The organism is Streptomyces sp. NPDC059003 (assembly GCF_042740445.1).
Taxonomy (GTDB): Bacteria; Actinomycetota; Actinomycetes; order Streptomycetales; family Streptomycetaceae; genus Streptomyces.
The window spans coordinates 1-15850 of the sequence record NZ_JBHYJH010000019.1; the positions used below are offsets into that span (position 1 = coordinate 1).

General features: G+C 71.3%; 13 protein-coding genes. 8 read left to right on the forward strand and 5 right to left on the reverse strand.

Annotated features, from left to right (window positions below):
• Window positions 1-227 precede the first annotated feature (227 nt).
• From ACFWZ5_RS10555 to ybaK, 3 genes are read left to right on the forward strand one after another with little or no spacing between them, the layout of a single operon-like run.
• Window positions 228-1247 carry a hypothetical protein gene (locus ACFWZ5_RS10555; RefSeq protein WP_384795480.1) on the forward strand — a complete coding sequence of 340 codons (1020 nt, stop codon included), beginning with the start codon at window positions 228-230 and terminating at the stop codon, window positions 1245-1247.
• 11 nt (window positions 1248-1258) lie between these two features.
• Window positions 1259-1999: an LON peptidase substrate-binding domain-containing protein gene (locus ACFWZ5_RS10560; RefSeq protein ID WP_384795482.1), complete on the forward strand. Its 741-nt coding sequence runs from the start codon at window positions 1259-1261 to the stop codon at window positions 1997-1999.
• Between the two features lie 22 nt (window positions 2000-2021).
• Window positions 2022-2522 carry a Cys-tRNA(Pro) deacylase gene (gene ybaK / locus ACFWZ5_RS10565; RefSeq protein ID WP_384795484.1) on the forward strand — a complete coding sequence of 167 codons (501 nt, stop codon included), beginning with the start codon at window positions 2022-2024 and terminating at the stop codon, window positions 2520-2522.
• Window positions 2523-2744: 222 nt separating this feature from the next.
• Here the strand turns inward: ybaK and ACFWZ5_RS10570 are convergent, their stop codons facing one another.
• The 4 genes from ACFWZ5_RS10570 to ACFWZ5_RS10585 form a co-directional block, all read right to left on the reverse strand.
• Window positions 2745-3437: a DUF2567 domain-containing protein gene (locus ACFWZ5_RS10570; protein WP_384795486.1), complete on the reverse strand. Its 693-nt coding sequence runs from the start codon at window positions 3435-3437 to the stop codon at window positions 2745-2747.
• Between the two features lie 55 nt (window positions 3438-3492).
• Window positions 3493-4314, reverse strand: a complete 822-nt coding sequence (locus tag ACFWZ5_RS10575; protein WP_384795488.1) for an ABC transporter permease — start codon at window positions 4312-4314, stop codon at window positions 3493-3495.
• Window positions 4315-4402: 88 nt separating this feature from the next.
• Window positions 4403-5440: an ABC transporter ATP-binding protein gene (locus tag ACFWZ5_RS10580; RefSeq protein ID WP_384795490.1), complete on the reverse strand. Its 1038-nt coding sequence runs from the start codon at window positions 5438-5440 to the stop codon at window positions 4403-4405.
• Window positions 5441-5490: 50 nt separating this feature from the next.
• Window positions 5491-6708, reverse strand: a complete 1218-nt coding sequence (locus ACFWZ5_RS10585) for an NYN domain-containing protein (RefSeq protein ID WP_384795492.1) — start codon at window positions 6706-6708, stop codon at window positions 5491-5493.
• Between the two features lie 276 nt (window positions 6709-6984).
• Here ACFWZ5_RS10585 and ACFWZ5_RS10590 point away from each other — a divergent pair, with 276 nt between their 5' ends.
• The gene (locus tag ACFWZ5_RS10590) at window positions 6985-7164 is read left to right on the forward strand and encodes a hypothetical protein (RefSeq protein WP_384795494.1); all 180 of its coding nucleotides are present in this window, start codon (window positions 6985-6987) and stop codon (window positions 7162-7164) included.
• 134 nt (window positions 7165-7298) lie between these two features.
• Here the strand turns inward: ACFWZ5_RS10590 and dnaE are convergent, their stop codons facing one another.
• Entirely contained in the window at window positions 7299-10841 is a 3543-nt protein-coding gene (gene dnaE, locus ACFWZ5_RS10595; RefSeq protein WP_384795496.1) for a DNA polymerase III subunit alpha, read from the reverse strand.
• A 180-nt stretch (window positions 10842-11021) separates the two neighbouring features.
• Here dnaE and ACFWZ5_RS10600 point away from each other — a divergent pair, with 180 nt between their 5' ends.
• From ACFWZ5_RS10600 to ACFWZ5_RS10615, 4 genes are all read left to right on the forward strand, one after another.
• A complete protein-coding gene (locus tag ACFWZ5_RS10600) occupies window positions 11022-12350 on the forward strand; it encodes a DUF2252 domain-containing protein (protein ID WP_384795498.1) in 1329 nt (442 codons plus the stop codon).
• Between the two features lie 103 nt (window positions 12351-12453).
• The gene (locus ACFWZ5_RS10605) at window positions 12454-13140 is read left to right on the forward strand and encodes a hypothetical protein (protein WP_384795500.1); all 687 of its coding nucleotides are present in this window, start codon (window positions 12454-12456) and stop codon (window positions 13138-13140) included.
• Window positions 13141-13183: 43 nt separating this feature from the next.
• Complete coding sequence (locus ACFWZ5_RS10610) at window positions 13184-14002, forward strand: thioredoxin domain-containing protein (RefSeq protein WP_384795501.1); 819 nt, start codon at window positions 13184-13186, stop codon at window positions 14000-14002.
• A 212-nt stretch (window positions 14003-14214) separates the two neighbouring features.
• Window positions 14215-15831 (forward strand): alkaline phosphatase D family protein, encoded by a 1617-nt coding sequence (locus ACFWZ5_RS10615; RefSeq protein WP_384795519.1) that lies wholly within the window; start codon window positions 14215-14217, stop codon window positions 15829-15831.
• Window positions 15832-15850: the final 19 nt, after the last annotated feature.

Here is a 15850-nt window from a genome sequence, read left to right on the forward strand (position 1 = left end):
CCGTCCGGCGTTTGAGGACGAGCGCGAAGCGCGGATAAAAGGGGTCCTAGGGGCGAGCCCCTAGTTTCGGGAAGGGGCGGGCCTGGGGCGCCCCCGCGAGGCACCACCCACCCGCACCCGAAAAACTTGCCGAACCGTTACCCAACCCCGGACAACCATCCCCCGCCCCCACCCGTCAACCAACAGCGACCGCACCAGACCACCCAGGCGCAAAGGGGGACCGCACCATGCCACTGCTGCGCGCCCTCATCCGCACGGCCCGCATGGTCCGCCACACCCCCCGCCTGGCCACCGGCCTCACCCCCGACGACGACGTACTCCTGGACGTCCCGGACGACCGCCTCGCCCCCGCCCTCGTCGCCGCGGGCCGCGGCGAGTACGGCCCGGCGGCCAAACTGCTCGCCACCACCCGCGAAGCCGCCGAGTGGGAGAACCGCGACCGCTACGCGACCCGCCTCGCCGCCTTCGCCCGCTCCCGCTGCGAGTGGTTCGACGACTGGCTGACCGCGGCCCCGCACGACCCGGACGCCCTGCTGCTCAAGGCCGAGCTCGCCGTCGTACGCGGCTGGGAGTCCCCCGCCCGCGCCGAGCTGCTCCGCGAGGTGAGCCCGCTGCTCACCGCGGCCGCGGACGCCGACCCCCGCGACCCCGTGCCGTGGCGCGTCGCGCTCGACCACGCCCGCGGCACCCACGCCTCGCACTCGGAGTTCGAGGAGCTGTGGGCGCAGGCGGTCCGGCGCTCCTCGTACCACTACGGCTGCCACGCCTCGGCCCTGATGTACCTGTCGGCGGACTGGTACGGCTCGCACGCCGAGTGCTTCGACTTCGCGGAGCGCGCGGCCGCGGACGCGCTGCCCGGCTCGTTGATACAGGCCCTCCCGGTGCGCGCCGCGTTCGCGTACCTGACGAGCACCGGCGGCAAGCTGCCCCGCGAGCGCCTGGACGCGGCCGCCGACCTGGCGATCGCCCTGTCGGCGGCGTACGCGCCCGCCGACCCGTGGCCCGCGGAGGTCCGCAACCTCCTCGCGTACGTCCTGATCCGCCTGGAGCGCTGGCAGGACGCCCTCGCCCAGCTGCGCCTCATCGGCCCGTACGCGACGTCCTTCCCGTGGGACCGGATCGCCGACGATCCGCTCGGCCAGTTCCTCGAGCTGCGCGACGGCGTCCGCATAGAGGTGGCCTCGCGGATGCCGCTGCGGTCCGCGCGAAACGGGCACGAGGCGGGACCGGGTGCCGACGGCCGTTAGGCTTTCGGCTCGTGACGACCGTCCGGCTCCCGCTCTTCCCGCTCAACTCGGTGCTGTTCCCGGGGCTCGTGCTGCCCCTGAACGTGTTCGAGGAGCGATATCGCGCCATGATGCGCGAACTGCTCAAGACTCCCGAGGACGAGCAGCGACGGTTCGCCGTCGTGGCGATCCGCGACGGACAGGAGGTCGCGCCGAGCTCCCCCGGCCTGCCCGACCAGACGACACAGCCCGAGCAGGGGCCCGGCGCGGGCTTCGGCGACGACCCGGTCAAGGCCTTCCACACGGTCGGCTGCGTCGCGGACGCGGCGACCATCCGCGAGCGCGAGGACGGCGGCTTCGAGGTGCTCGCCACCGGCACGACCCGGGTGCGGCTGCTCTCCGTGGACGCGTCGGGGCCGTTCCTGACCGCGGAGCTCGAAGAGCTCGGCGAGGAGCCGGGCGACGAGGCGGGCGCGCTCGCCGAGGGCGTCCTGCGGGCGTTCCGCTCGTACCAGAAGCGCCTGGCCGGGGCCAGGGAGCGCTCCCTGTCGACGGGCGCGGAGCTGCCGGACGACCCGTCGGTGGTGTCGTACCTGGTCGCGGCGGCCGCCGTCCTGGACACCCCCACGAAGCAGCGCCTCCTCGAAGCCACCGACACGGCGTCCCGGCTGCGCGACGAGCTGACCCTGCTGCGCACGGAGACCGCCATCATCCGTAATCTGCCGTCGTTGCCCGCGACCGAGCTGACGCGCGGCGCGACGAGCCTCAACTGACGCATCCCGACGGGCAGGCGAAGTGGCGAAGAAGCAGAAGAAGTCCCAGGCGGGCGGCACCCCCGCGACGGTCGCCCTGACGGCCGCGGGCACGCCCCACACCCTTCACGCGTACGAGCACGATCCCTCCCACCCCTCGTACGGCGAGGAGGCGGCCGAGGCCATGGGCGTGTCCCCGGACCGGGTCTTCAAGACCCTGGTCGCCGACGTCGACGGCGAGCTGACGGTCGCGGTGGTGCCGGTCGCGGGCACGCTGAACCTCAAGGCCCTGGCCGCGGCGGTCCACGGCAAGCGCGCGACGATGGCCGACCCGGCCGCCGCGGAGCGCACCACGGGCTACGTACGCGGCGGCATCTCCCCGCTGGGCCAGCGCAAGAAGCTCCGCACGGTCCTGGACGACTCGGCGTCGGCCCACACCACGATCTGCGTATCGGCGGGCCGCCGCGGCCTGGAGGTCGAACTGTCCCCCGCCGACCTCACCACCCTGACGAACGCGGTCCTCGCCCCCATCGGACGTGAATGACCCCTCGACGCGCCACCGGTCTTCGACTAGGACCACACCCATGTCGAAGAAAACAAGAAAGCGCAAATGGCGGGTGAAGAAGTCCAAGTCCAACCATGGAAGGCGCCCGGCCTAAATCAGCCCGTCCGGCGTTTGAGACGAGCGCGAAGCGCGGAAAAAGGGGTCCTAGGGGCGGAGCCCCTAGTTTCGGGAAGGGGCGGGACTGGGGCGCCCCCGCGAGGCCTACCGCCCCGCACCTTCCTCCGCAGCCCCCGCCTCCGCCCCCACCCCATAGGACGCGAACGGCTCAGGATCCCGCGGCCCGAAGATCGCCGTGAGCACCAGATGCACCACCATCGCGGCAACGGGCCACGCAAGCAGCACCCCCTTGGCCTTCAACTCCATGGGCGCGTCGAACACGACCCCCCGCCCCACGGACCGCGCATGGGCCACCACATCGGTCTCGGGCCCGAACCACACCCCCACCTTCCAGGCGAGCACCGCCCCGAGCAGCGCACCCGCGGCGAGCCCCACGACGAGCGGAATCCCGCCCCGCCGCCGTACCCAGAAGACGACGAGCGCGCTGACGAAGCCGAAGCCGAGCCCGAGCAGGGTGAACGTTCCATCGACCCCGATGGCCTGCTCCCCCTCGGTGTCCTTGAGGTAGACCGCCTCCTTGTCGGCGATCAGCGGCACCCGCGGGGCGAGCCAGAGCCACAGCAGCCCGAGCAGCACGCCGCTGACCGCCACCGCGACCATGACCACCGCGGCCTGGACGACCTCACGCTTCATGCCGGGGTCGCCCTCCTCGTGCCAGGGGCCGGACACGGCCCCTGGCGCCTGCGCGGATACGTGCGGCGCTTGCCAGGGGTTGTACTCAGGCTGGTGCTCGGGCTCGTCGCGCGGGGGTTGGGAGGGTGTCAGCGGAGCAGTCACGCACACATGGTGCCAGCTCCACCTGGGAACCGCCCCACCGGACGGCACAACGGCGTCAGCGGACGGCGGCCCTGCGGTAGGCCCAGGTGGCGACGGCGAGCGAGACGACGCCGACGCCCGCGCACACGCCGAGGTCCAGCGCGACGGCGCCCCAGTCGGGGTCGGCGCCGAAGGTGCGGGCGAGGGCCTCGACGCCGTACGTCGACGGCAGCAGGTCCCGCGCGTACTGGAGTAGCTCCGGCATCCGCGAGGCCGGGAGCACCCCGAGCAGCAGCGCCGCCGACATGCCCATCTGGCCGAGCAGGGTGGCCAGTTCGGGCCGGGGCGCGAGCAGGCCGAGCGCCGCGCCGAGCCCGGCGAGGGCGGCGCCGGCGAGCGGGATCACCGCGGCGAGCACCCACAGGTGCGTCAGCGGCAGGCCGAACAGGGCACAGCCGACGACGGCCGTGACGATGGTGCCGGGCACGGTGAAGGAGGCGTACGCGGCGGCGGCGCCGAGGACGACGGCGGCGGGCGGCACGGGCAGCGTGGCGTAGTGGTCGAGCCCGCCGGCGCCGCGCAGCTGCCCGAAGTACTGTGCGAGCAGGTTCAGGGCGACGAAGGCGACGACGAGCACGGACGACCCGGCGACGACGGCGTGCGCCTCGCCGCCCCCGTCCACCACGCCCCGCATCAGGACCATGATCCCGACGGACTGGAAGGTGGCGACGAAGAGCAGCGGAAGCCGGGCGACCCGCGCGCGGGACAGCTGCGCGCGGTAGACGGCCGCGAGGGCGGGCAGGAGCCGCGCCCGCGGGCCGAGCGGCGCCGCGACGTCCGGCACGGCCTCCGGGCCGCCCTCGACCCGCGCCACGGCTTCCAGGGAAACGGCACTCACCGATGAACCTTCCTGCCGAAAACGGGTGGGTGGGTGGGAGGAATCCGCCCCGGAGCGGCGTCGGGGAACCCCACCACGACAGCGGCGCTCACGACTTGACCAGCCCCTCCCCGCCCAGCCCGCCGAGGGCGAGATACACATCCTCCAGCGACGGCGTCGCCAGCGTGAAGTCGTCAAGGGCGGCGAACGCGCTCCCGCCGGTCACCGCCGCGACGGCCGCCCGCGCCTCGTCCGGGGCGAGCCGCAGCGTCCAGCGCCGCCCGGACTCGACGGCGAAGGACTTGAGCGCGGCGACCTCCGGCACGTCCACGGGCGCCCGGTCCCGCCACACGAGCTCGACCCGCACCTCGCCCGCGACCTGCTCCTTGAGCCCCGCGGGCGTGTCGCAGGCGATGACCTTGCCGCGGTCGAGCACGGCGACGCGGTCGAGGACGGTCTCGGCCTCGATGACGTTGTGGGTGACGAGCAGGACCGTCGTGCCGCGCTCGGAGCGCCGCCGGTCGACGGCGCCCCACACGGCGCGCCGCGCCACGGGGTCCATGCCGGTCGTCGGCTCGTCGAGCACGAGCAGCTGCCGCTCGCCGACCAGGGCGGTGGCGAAGCAGGCGAGGCGGCGCTGGCCGCCGGAGAGCTTCTTCAGGGGCATGGAGGCGAGCGGGAGCAGCCCCAGCTCCTCCAGGACGGCGTCGCGCTGGGCCCGCGCGTCCGGCACGTCGAGCCCGCGCAGGCGCGCGGTGGTCTCGACGGCGAGGGCGACGGTCAGCTCGTCGAGCGCCGTCGACTCCTGCCCCAGATAGGCGAGGAGCCGGGCGGCCCGCTCGGGGTGGCGCACGATGTCGTGGCCGAGGACCTCGACGCTGCCGCTGTCGGGCCGCATCAGACCGGTCAGCTGGCGCACGAGGGTGGACTTGCCCGCGCCGTTGGGGCCGAGGAGCCCGAAGATCTCACCGCGGCCGACCTCGATGCCGATGCCGTCGGACGCCCGCACCTCGGGCGTCGCGGGCCTGCCGCGTCTGCCGCGGGCCGCGGGGTAGACCTTGACCAGGTCGCGCACCACACAGACGGCATCGCTGCCGTGCCCCTGCCGGAGCCCCTGTCGGACTGCCTGTGCCGCGCGCGTACTCACGAAGGACGAGGGTACGGGGTCCGATGTCCGGTATGGCGCCCGGGGCGGTCTCACTCCCCCGCGGGCGCGTGCTCGGCGGCGGTGCGCACGTCGATTTCGCGCCAGAATCCGGCCCTGATCGCATACCGGTCGTGCTCGTCGATCTGGTCGTCCTTGTGGGCGAGGAGGCCGAAGCGGGCGGCGTACCGCAGCAGTTCGCCGTCGATGCGGTGCGGGATGCGGGGGTACATCGTGGACAACTTCTGCAGGTTGTGCTGTTCGGGCAGGCGCGCCATCCAGCGGCGGGCGAAGACCTGCCCGACCTCGTACGGGTCGCCGCCGACCGTGGTGATGTCCTCCTCGCGGTCGGCCCACCGCTGCTCGGCCGTCGTGAGCTGGGCGAGCGTGGGAAGCACCGCGGCGTCGGGAGGCTCGGAGGGGATGCCGGGGCGGTCCACCCAGCCCTTGTCGGACGACCAGCGCAGGGTCGCGCTCGCCTGCTCCTTGCCGGGCTGCGCCGGGGCGGGGCCGCGCAGCGCGGCGAGGTCCTTGGGCGTGGGGACGCCCTTCGCGGCCCGGTCGCCGTTCTCCTGCGCCCGGGCGGGGGCGCCCGCGGCCACCGCGGCGGCGGGCTCGGCGGGCTCGGCGGCCGTGGTGAGCGTCGATTCGGGCAGCGGCGCGGAGAGGATCGCGGCGATCTCGGGGCGCGGCGCGGGCGGCGGCGCGCAGACCCCGCCGAGCTCCTTGGCGCGCACGGCCTTGGTGATCCAGACGCGGTCGAGGACCCGCCGCTCGTCGGCCTCGGCGACCAGGTCCTCGGACTGGTTGTAGTCGCCGTCGGCGGCCTGCACGGCCCACAGGTGGACGGCGACGCCGTGCTCCTTGGCGGCCATCATGCCGGGCAGCAGGTCGCCGTCGCCGGTGACGAGCACGACGTCGGAGCAGGCACGGTTGCGGGCGAGCTCGGTCAGCTCGGCGTGCATGGCGGCGTCCACGCCCTTCTGCGCCCACCGGCCGTCGCTGCGGGTCAGCGCGCCCAGGCGGACGGTCACGCGGGGCATGACGCGCAGCCTGCGGTGCTCGGGCTGCGGTACGCGGTCGGGGGCGCCGTCGAACCAGTAGATGCGCAGCAGGGGCTGCTGCGTATCGGACTCGGCGCGTTCGCGCAGGCCCTGGATCAGGGCGGTGTGATCGACGGTGATCCGGGACCGGGACGGCTCTCCCGCGAGGAGGCTCGCGGCGGCTCCCAGCAGATACCCGGCGTCCACCAGGACGACGCAGCGGTCCACGCGATCCACCCTCTTTCGCTGGTTTACCTGGCCTTGCCTGACAGCTCCCTGTGGGTACTCCGAACGGTCCCCACGGGGGTCACTTCGGGTTTGCTTCGAGTCTGCCCGACCTCGCGGAGGTTAACGGCCGGAACTCGATCTTCGGCGTGGCGTAACCGCTCCGTACCCTCCGGTGGCCCTTATTACGCACGGTGATTGCCCAAAATGCGGCTTTACATATTTCATGTGAGCCTTGTCGGGTCTGGCCCCCAGGTCCCCCGCAGGAGGAAGATCACCATGGCCAAGAACAAGAACCGTAAACAGGGCTCCCAGCAGAACCGCGCCTCGCAGGCCGAGCAGGCCCAGGAGCGGGCGAAGTCGGCGGCGACGGACGCGCAGCAGGCGATGCAGTCGCAGGCCCAGGGCAGCCCGGCGGACGTCGCCCGCAAGCACCAGCGCCGTTTCGGCCACAACTGACATCTGCACAGGCACACATGAGGGGCGCACCCGATCCGGGTGCGCCCCTCAGTCGTGCTCCGGCGCGGTCAGTCGTGCTCCGGCGCGGACCAGCCGTGTTCCGGCACAGGTCGGCCGCGTTCCGGTGCGGCCGGTCAGCCCGCCAGGCAGGACGGGCCGAGCAGCACCTTCAGATCACCGAAGAGCGCGGGGTCCGGCTTCACCCGGTGCCGGTCGAGTCGGAGCACGGTGGTCTTCTGCGCCCCCTGGAGCTTGATGCGCACCTCGCTGTTGCCCTTGTGGTGGCTGAGGATCTCGCCGAGGCGCGTGACCATCGGCGGGCTCACCTTCACCGTCGGGATGGTGATGAGGACGGGGGCGTTGGTGCCCGCGTTCGACAGGTCGGGGACCTGCATCTCCATGGCGACGAGGCGCGGCACGTCCTCGCGCTTGTCCAGGCGGCCCTTGACGAAGACGACGGCGTCCTCGACGAGCTGGGTGGAGACCAGCTGGTAGGTGGCGGGGAAGAACATGCACTCGATGGACCCGGCGAGGTCCTCGACGGTGGCGATGGCCCAGGCGTTGCCCTGCTTGGTCATCTTGCGCTGGAGGCCGGAGATGATGCCGCCGATGGTGACGACCGCGCCGTCGGAGAAGTCGCCGCCGGTGAGCTGGCCGATGCCCGCGTCGGCCTTGTCGGACAGGACGTGCTCCAGGCCGAACAGGGGGTGGTCGGAGACGTAGAGGCCGAGCATCTCGCGCTCCTGGGCGAGGAGGTAGGTCTTGTCCCACTCGTCGGTGGTGAACTCCACGTCCAGGCCGAAGCCGGGCTCGTCGGCGCCCTCGTCGCCCATGCCGCCGAAGAGGTCGAACTGGCCCTCGGCCTCCTTGCGCTTGACCGCGACCACGTTGTCGATCATGGGTTCGTACTGTGCGGTCAGGCCCTTGCGGGTGTGGCCCATGGTGTCGAAGGCGCCGGCCTTGATCAGCGACTCCGTGGTGCGCTTGTTGCAGGCGGCGGCCTCGACCTTGTCCAGGTAGTCGGGGAAGGAGGCGTACTTCCCCTTGGCCTTGCGGGAGCGGATGATCGCGTCGACGACGTTGGTGCCGACGTTACGGACGGCCTCCAGGCCGAAGAGGATGACGTCGTCGCCCTGGGCGGCGAAGTTGTGCACCGACTCGTTCACGTTCGGCGGCAGGACCTTGATGCCCATGCGGCGGCACTCGTTCAGATAGACCGCGGACTTGTCCTTGTCGTCCTTGACCGAGGTGAGCAGCGCGGCCATGTACTCGGCCGGGTAGTTCGCCTTCAGATACGCGGTCCAGTACGTGACCAGGCCGTACGCGGAGGAGTGCGCCTTGTTGAACGCGTATCCGGCGAAGGGGACCAGGACGTCCCACAGGGCCTGGATGGCCTCGTCGCTGAAGCCGTTCTTGCGGGCGCCCTCCTGGAAGATGGTGAAGTTCTTCGCCAGCTCCTCGGGCTTCTTCTTGCCCATCACGCGGCGCAGGATGTCGGCCTCGCCCAGCGAGTAGCCGGCGACGATCTGCGCGGCCTTCTGCACCTGCTCCTGGTACACGATGAGGCCGTAGGTGAGGCCCAGCGTCTCCTTCAGGGGCTCTTCGAGCTCCTTGTGGATCGGCGTGATCTCCTGGCGGCCGTTCTTGCGCTCCGCGTAGTTCGTGTGCGAGTTCATGCCCATCGGGCCCGGCCGGTACAGGGCCGAGACGGCGGAGATGTCCTCGAAGTTGTCGGGCTGCATCTGGCGCAGCAGCGAGCGCATCGGGCCGCCGTCGAACTGGAACACGCCGAGCGTGTCACCGCGGCAGAGCAGCTCGTACGTCTTGGGGTCGTCGAGCGGGATCTCGAGCATCTCCAGCTTGACGCCCTTGTTGGCCTCCACCATCTTCACGGCGTCGTCCATGATGGTGAGGTTGCGCAGGCCCAGGAAGTCCATCTTGATCAGGCCGAGCGACTCGCACTGCGGGTAGTCCCACTGCGTGATCGTGACGCCGTCGGTGTGCCGCACCCAGATCGGGGCGTGGTCGATGATGGGCTCGCTGGACATGATCACGCCGGCGGCGTGCACGCCCATCTGCCGGACCAGGCCCTCGACGCCCTTGGCGGTGTCGATGACCTTCTTGACGTCCGGCTCGTTCTCGTACATCCCCCGGATCTCGCCCGCCTCGCTGTAGCGGGGGTGGCTGGGGTTGGTGATGCCGTCCAGGTCGATGCCCTTGCCGAGGACGTCGGCGGGCATGGCCTTGGTGAGGCGGTCGCCCATCGCGTACGGATAGCCGAGGACGCGGGCGGAGTCCTTGATCGCGTTCTTCGCCTTGATCTTGCCGTACGTACCGATCATGGCGACCTTGTCCTCGCCGTACTTCTCGGTCACGTACCTGATCACTTCGACGCGCCGACGCTCGTCGAAGTCGATGTCGACGTCGGGCATCGAGACGCGCTCGGGGTTGAGGAACCGCTCGAAGATCAGACCGTGCTCGATCGGGTCGAGGTCGGTGATGCCCATCGCGTACGCCACGATCGAACCGGCCGCGGAGCCACGGCCCGGACCCACCGCGATGCCGTTCTTCTTCGCCCACATGATGAAGTCGGCGACCACGAGGAAGTAGCCCGGGAACCCCATCTGGATGATGATGTCCATCTCGTACTCCGCCTGCTTCTGGCGGTCGTCCGGGACCCCGTTCGGATAGCGGCGGGCCATGCCGCGCCGCACTTCCTCCTTGAACCAGGTGACGTTGGTGTAGCCCTCCTCCGGGATGTCGAACTTCGGCATGAGGTCGCGCTTCTCGAACATGCCGGTCGTGTCGATCTGCTCGGCGACCAGGAGGGTGTTGCGGCAGCCCTCCTGCCAGGCGTCCGAGGAGTCGACCGCGTACATCTCGTCGGTGGACTTCAGGTAGTAGCCGGTGCCGTCGAAGCGGAAGCGGTCCGGGTCCGAGAGGTTCTTGCCGGTCTGGATGCACAGCAGGGCGTCGTGGGCCGTCGCCTCGTGCGCGTACGTGTAGTGCGAGTCGTTGGTGACCAGCGGGGGGATGCCGAGCTTCTTGCCGATCTCCAGGAGCCCGTCGCGGACCCGGCGCTCGATCTCGATGCCGTGGTCCATCAGCTCCAGGAAGTACCGGTCCTTGCCGAAGATGTCCTGGTACTCGGAGGCCGCCTTCAGGGCCTCGTCGAACTGGCCGAGGCGCAGACGGGTCTGGAGCTCGCCGGACGGGCAGCCGGTGGAGGCGATCAGGCCCTCCGACCACTGGGAGATCGTCTCCTTGTCCATGCGCGGCCACTTCTGCAGCCAGCCCTCGGCGTACGCGTCCGAGGACAGCTTGAACAGATTGTGCAGGCCCGTCTTGTTCGCCGCCCAGATCGTCTTGTGCGTGTAACCACCGGAGCCGGAGACGTCGTCCCGCTTCTGGTGCGGCTGGCCCCACTGGATCTTGCGCTTGTTGCGCCGGGACTCCGGCGCCACGTACGCCTCGATGCCGATGATCGGCGTGACGCCCGCCTTCTGCGCCGAGTGGAAGAAGTCGTACGCCCCGTGCAGGTTGCCGTGGTCCGACATGGCGATGTGCGTCATCCCCATCTCGTTGCACGCCTGGAACATGTCCTTCAGCCGCGCCGCGCCGTCCAGGAGCGAGTACTGGGTGTGCACGTGCAGGTGCGTGAAGGGGGGCTTCGACACGGCTGTGGCCTCCAACGGAAACACTTGGCGACAGGCTGCGGACAGTCTGGGGGGACAGCGGGGAAGTCTAGTCCGGGTCACTGACAGCCGACGGGCACTCGGGGGTACGGTCGAGCGTTGGAGAAGGACAGGGGGACAAGGAACACCTGTCCCACGTCATGCACCAGGAGGCACCCCGCGATGTCGGTCCCGCAGCCCACCGCCGAGCAGCGCGGTGAGCAGATCCTCGCCGTCTTCGACACCGCGTTCGGCGAGCTCCTCGCCGCCGACCCCGCGGCGTTCCGGGTGAAGTTCCGGAAGATGGCGGCCTCCGCCTTCGCGTTCTACCGGGGCACGGCCTGCCTCTTCTACCAGGACCTGGAGCGCGAGCAGCACGGCGGTCCGTACGTGGACGACCGCACGGGCCGGGTGTGGATCCACGGCGACCTGCACGCGGAGAACTTCGGCACGTACATGGACGCCCAGGGCCGCCTGATCTTCAACGTGAACGACTTCGACGAGGCGTACGTCGGCCCCTTCACGTGGGACCTGAAGCGCTTCGCCGCGTCCGTGGCCCTCATCGGCTACGCGAAGGCGCTCAGCGACGAGCAGATCACCGACCTGGTGCGCACGTACGCGACGGCGTACCGCGCGCGCATCCACGACCTGGCCACGGGCGCGAAGAGCGACGAGGTGCCGCCCTTCACCCTGGACACCGCCCAGGGCCCGCTCCTGGACGCGCTGCGGGACGCCCGCTCCCTGACCCGCTTCGGCCTGCTCGACTCCATGACCGAGATCCGTGACTTCGAGCGCCGCTTCGCGCCGGGCGGCGGCTCCATCGAGCTCGACGCCGCCACGCGGTACAAGGTCCTCGCCGCGTTCGACGGGTACCTGGAGACGCTGCCGGAGTCCTCCCTGTCCCGCCCGGACTCCTACCGCGTGAAGGACGTCGTCGGCCGCCGCGGCATCGGCATCGGCTCCGCGGGCCTGCCCTCGTACAACATCCTCCTCGAGGGCAACAGCGACGCCCTGGAGAACGACGTCGTGATCTACATGAAGCAGGCCCAGACCCCGGCCGTCTCGCGTCACCTCACGGACCCGGCGATCCGCGACTACTTCCAGCACGAGGGCCACCGCACGGTGATCTCCCAGCGCGCCCTGCAGGCGCACGCCGACCCCTGGCTCGGCTGGACCGAGCTCGACGGCGCGGGCCAGCTGGTCGCCGAGGTGTCGCCGTACGCCGTGGACCTGGACTGGTCGGACATCGACGACCCGGAGGAGATCGCCGCCGTGGTCGCCGACCTGGGCCGGGCCACCGCCACGATGCACGCCGCGGCGGACGACGAGAGCGGCCACTCGGACCTGGTGCCGTTCTCCACGGAGCGGGCGATCGACGCCGCGATCGCGGCCGACGAGGACGGCTTCGCCGGCCTGCTCGTGGACTTCGCGCACAGCTACGGCGCGCGGGCGCGGGCGGACCACCAGATCTTCGTCGACCTGTTCCGCAACGGCCGGATCCCGGGGCTGTAGGAGGCAGGAGCGGGGTCGTCCCGGCCGCCCGGTGATTCTCATGGGATTCAAAGGCCCCCTTTGGGGGTGTCCTACGACGGCTCATGGCACACTCGCTTGCGCGATGGACATATCCGGGACCCAGATCAGAGTGGTGCGCGCGGCACTGTTCACGGCGCTCGCCGTGACGCTGTCCGCCGCGTCGCACGTGCTGCTGTCCCGGGCCCCGCTGCCGCTCACGACGTGCCTGGCGGTCACGGCCGGCATCTACGTCATCGCGTACGCCCTGGCCGGGCGTGAGCGCGGCTTCGGCAGGATCGCCGCGCTCCTCGTCCCGCTCGAGCTCGCCGCCGACACGGCCTTCACCACCGGCCAGCACGTCTGCTACGGCGAGGCGGGCGGCCCGGTCGCCGGGCCCCTGCGCTCCGTCGGCTTCGACGTGCTGTGCGGCGGCAGCAGCGTCGGATCGCCGCTGGCCCGGATGGCGGGCGGCGAGGCCCACGGCGCCGCCGCGCTGCTCGCCGACGCCGATCCGGCCGCGGCCTGGCTCCTGCTCGGCGCGCACATCGGCGTCGGCCTCCTCGCCGCCGCCTGGCTGCACCGCGGCGAGCGCGCCATCTCCCAGCTGCTCCGTGCCGTGGCCGCGGCCACGTTCCGGCCGCTGCTCATCGCCGTCGCCGCGGTGACCGCCCGGGTCGCTCCGGGGCGCCGCCTGCCGAGGCCCGTCCGCCGTACCGTCGCGGTGCGGACGCGGCTGCTCGTGCACTGCGTGGGGCGGCGTGGACCGCCGTGCTCGGCCGTTCTCGCCTGAGCACACCCAGTCCACAGCACCGCCACACCCACGGAGTACCGCCATGAGCAAGCGCAACAGCCAGGCCTCGAAGCAGGCCGCCCGCGAGCGGATCCGCGCCCAGCAGGAGGCCGAGCGCCGCCGCGAGAAGCGCAAGCGGTCCACGATCGTCGGCGCGTCCATCGTCGCCGTCCTCGCCGTCGCGGGCGGCATCAGCTACGCCGTCGTCCAGAACAACAAGCCCGGCTACTGGGACGAGGCCAAGGACCAGAAGCTGGTCAAGCCCGCCAACACCTCCGGCGCGAACGGCACGACCGTCGTGCTCGGCAAGGAGAGCGCCAAGAAGACCCTGAAGGTCTACGAGGACCCGCGCTGCCCCGTCTGCGCCGGGTTCGAGCAGACCGTCGGCCCGACGGTCGAGAAGGACCTCAAGGACGGCAAGTACAAGGTCCAGTTCGTCGGCGCCACCTTCCTCGACAGGAACTTCCCGGGCGAGGGCTCCCGCAACGCGATGAGCGCGCTCGGCGCCGCCCTGGACGTCTCCCCGGACGCCTTCCTCGCCTACAAGAAGGCGCTGTACTCGGAGGCCAACCACCCGGCCGAGAGCGACGACAAGTTCAAGGACGACGCGAACCTCCTGAAGATCGCGAACGAGGTGCCCGAGCTCAAGAAGAGCGCGGCCTTCAAGAAGGCGGTCAAGGACGGCACGTACGACCGCTGGGCCCTGGAGATGTCGGACGCGTTCCAGGACAACAAGGACGGCGTCGAGGGCACCCCGGCCTTCGTCATGAACGGCAAGCAGCTCAAGGGCCCCGACGGCCGGAACGCGCCGATGACGGTCGAGGACTACAACAAGGCCGTGAACGAGGCCATCAAGGGCTGATCGGGAGCTATCACGCAAGCGGAGTAGACGACTTGCGGAAGAGCGGGCGAACTTTTCGAAAGGCGCCCGCTCTTCGCCGTTACCGGTCCGTAGGGTTCCTCCTCGTGACCCATCGAATAGGCACCGCATCGCCCGAGCCCGCCGAGGTCTCCGAGAGACCCCAGGCCCCCGCGCTCACGCCCCGCCGCCGCACCGTCGTCAAGGCGGCGGCCGTGACCGCCGCCCTCGCCGCCGCGCCCCTCGCGGCCTCCTCCCCGGCGTACGCCGCCGAAGGCCCCGCCTTCCTGCACGGCGTCGCCTCCGGTGACCCGCTGCCCGACGGTGTCCTGCTGTGGACGCGGATCACGCCGACACCGGACGCGGTGCCCGGCTCCGGCAAGGGGCCGGACGTACAGGTGCGTTGGGAGGTGGCCGAGGACAAGGACTTCACCCGGGTCGTCGGGCGCGGCGCGACCACCGCGAAGGCGGCGAGCGACCACACCGTCAAGGCCGATGTAAGGGGCCTGCGCCAGGCGACGGCCTATTACTACCGCTTCTCCGTAGAAGGCGGTTCGACAGGAGCCGGTTCGGCAGGAAGCGTCCACTCCCCCGTCGGCCGCACCCGCACCACCCCCGCCCACGACGCCACCGCCCCCGGCGTCCGCTTCGGCGTGGTGTCCTGCTCCAACTGGGAGTCCGGCTACTTCTCCGCGTACCGCCACCTCGCGGCCCGTACCGAGCTCGACGCGGTCCTGCACCTCGGCGACTACCTGTACGAGTACGCGTCCGGCGGCTTCGCCTCGCCCGGCGGCGTCGTGCGCGAGCACCAGCCCAAGCACGAGATCGTCACGCTCGCCGACTACCGCGTCCGGCACGCCGCCCACAAGACCGACCCCGACGCGCAGGCGATGCACGCCACCCACCCGGTCATCGCGATCTGGGACGACCACGAGGTCGCCAACGACGCCTGGTCCGGCGGCGCCGAGAACCACCAGCCGGACACCGAGGGCCCCTGGGCCGCGCGCGTCGCGGCCGCCAAGCAGGCGTACTTCGAGTGGATGCCGGTGCGCCCGGCCACGGAAGGCACCGTCTACCGCCGCCTGCGCTTCGGCAAGCTGGCCGACCTGCACCTGCTCGACCTGCGCTCCTTCCGCTCCCAGCAGGCGAAGGTGGGCAGCGGCGCCGTGGACTCCCCGGAGCGCACGATCACGGGCCGCGCCCAGCTCGACTGGCTGAAGGCGGGGCTCGCCTCGTCGGACGCCGCGTGGAAGCTGGTCGGCACGTCGGTGATGATCTCGCCGGTCGCCTTCGGCTCGCTCCCCGCCTACCTCCTCGCGCCGCTCGCGGAGCTGCTCGGCCTGCCCAAGGAGGGCCTGGCCGTCAACACCGACCAGTGGGACGGCTATACGCACGACCGCAAGGAGCTGATCGGGCACCTGCGGGACAAGGGCGTGCGGAACACCGTCTTCCTGACCGGTGACATCCACATGGCGTGGGCGAACGACGTGCCGGTGACGGCCGCCACGTACCCGTCCTCGCCGTCGGCGGCCACGGAGTTCGTCGTGACGTCCGTGACCTCCGACAACGTCGACGACTTCCTGAAGGTCCCGCCGCACACCCTGTCGCTGGCCGGCGTCGCCGCCGTCAAGGCCGCCAACCGCCATGTGAAGTGGCTCGACATGGACTCGCACGGCTACGGCGTCCTCGACGTGACCGCCGAGCGCTCGCAGATGGACTACTACGTGATCTCCGACCGCGAGGACCCGAAGGCGACGTCGTCCTGGGCCCGTTCGTACCGCACGCTCAGCGGCACGCAGAAGGTGGAGCGGGCGCAGGCGCCGGTGCGCTGACCGGCGCGCGCCCGAGCGC

Bases quoted from the DNA above. Each gene is read 5' to 3' on its own strand.
- ACFWZ5_RS10600 (WP_384795498.1), top strand. From the start codon at position 11,022: ATGTCGGTCCCGCAGCCCACCGCCGAGCAGCGCGGTGAGCAGATCCTC.
- ACFWZ5_RS10590 (WP_384795494.1), top strand. From the start codon at position 6,985: ATGGCCAAGAACAAGAACCGTAAACAGGGCTCCCAGCAGAACCGCGCC.
- ACFWZ5_RS10610 (WP_384795501.1), top strand. From the start codon at position 13,184: ATGAGCAAGCGCAACAGCCAGGCCTCGAAGCAGGCCGCCCGCGAGCGG.
- ACFWZ5_RS10605 (WP_384795500.1), top strand. From the start codon at position 12,454: ATGGACATATCCGGGACCCAGATCAGAGTGGTGCGCGCGGCACTGTTC.
- ACFWZ5_RS10555 (WP_384795480.1), top strand. From the start codon at position 228: ATGCCACTGCTGCGCGCCCTCATCCGCACGGCCCGCATGGTCCGCCAC.